We start from the raw sequence: 416 nt of genomic DNA, 5'->3' as shown, positions 1-416 counted from the left end.
GTGGTAAACATCTGTATGAAAATGAAGAAGGTAAAATCGTCATGAACGGTCGCGAAGTCTTCAAGTTTGCCGTTCGGAAGATGCCCGAAATCGTGCTTGAAGCGCTAGACAAAGCAGACAAGACGTTGGAAGATCTTGACGTCCTCGTTCCACACCAGGCGAACCGTCGAATCATCGACGCTGCGATGGAACGGTTACACTTAGAAGAAGAGAAAGTGGTCATGACCATTCAGGACCAAGCGAATACATCAGCAGCTTCCATACCAATCGCTTTGGCCGAAGCGGTCAAGTCTGGCAAAATGCAAGATGGACAAACGGTCGTCATCGCAGGGTTTGGTGCCGGACTCACCTGGGGGGCAAAATTTCTGACATGGAATCACTCAACCATTACGGAGGGGAAACATTTATGAAACGAG

At 48.8% G+C, this 416-nt stretch carries 1 protein-coding gene; it reads left to right on the top strand.

Annotated features, from left to right (window positions below):
- On the top strand, window positions 1-410 hold a 410-nt coding region (locus AC2Q9J_RS17615; RefSeq protein WP_499041963.1), incomplete at its 5' end, for a 3-oxoacyl-[acyl-carrier-protein] synthase III C-terminal domain-containing protein.
- Window positions 411-416: the final 6 nt, after the last annotated feature.

This window comes from Planococcus sp. RAB007_Raresut (assembly GCF_057369535.1).
This window is presented reverse-complemented; position numbering and strand designations above follow the sequence as displayed.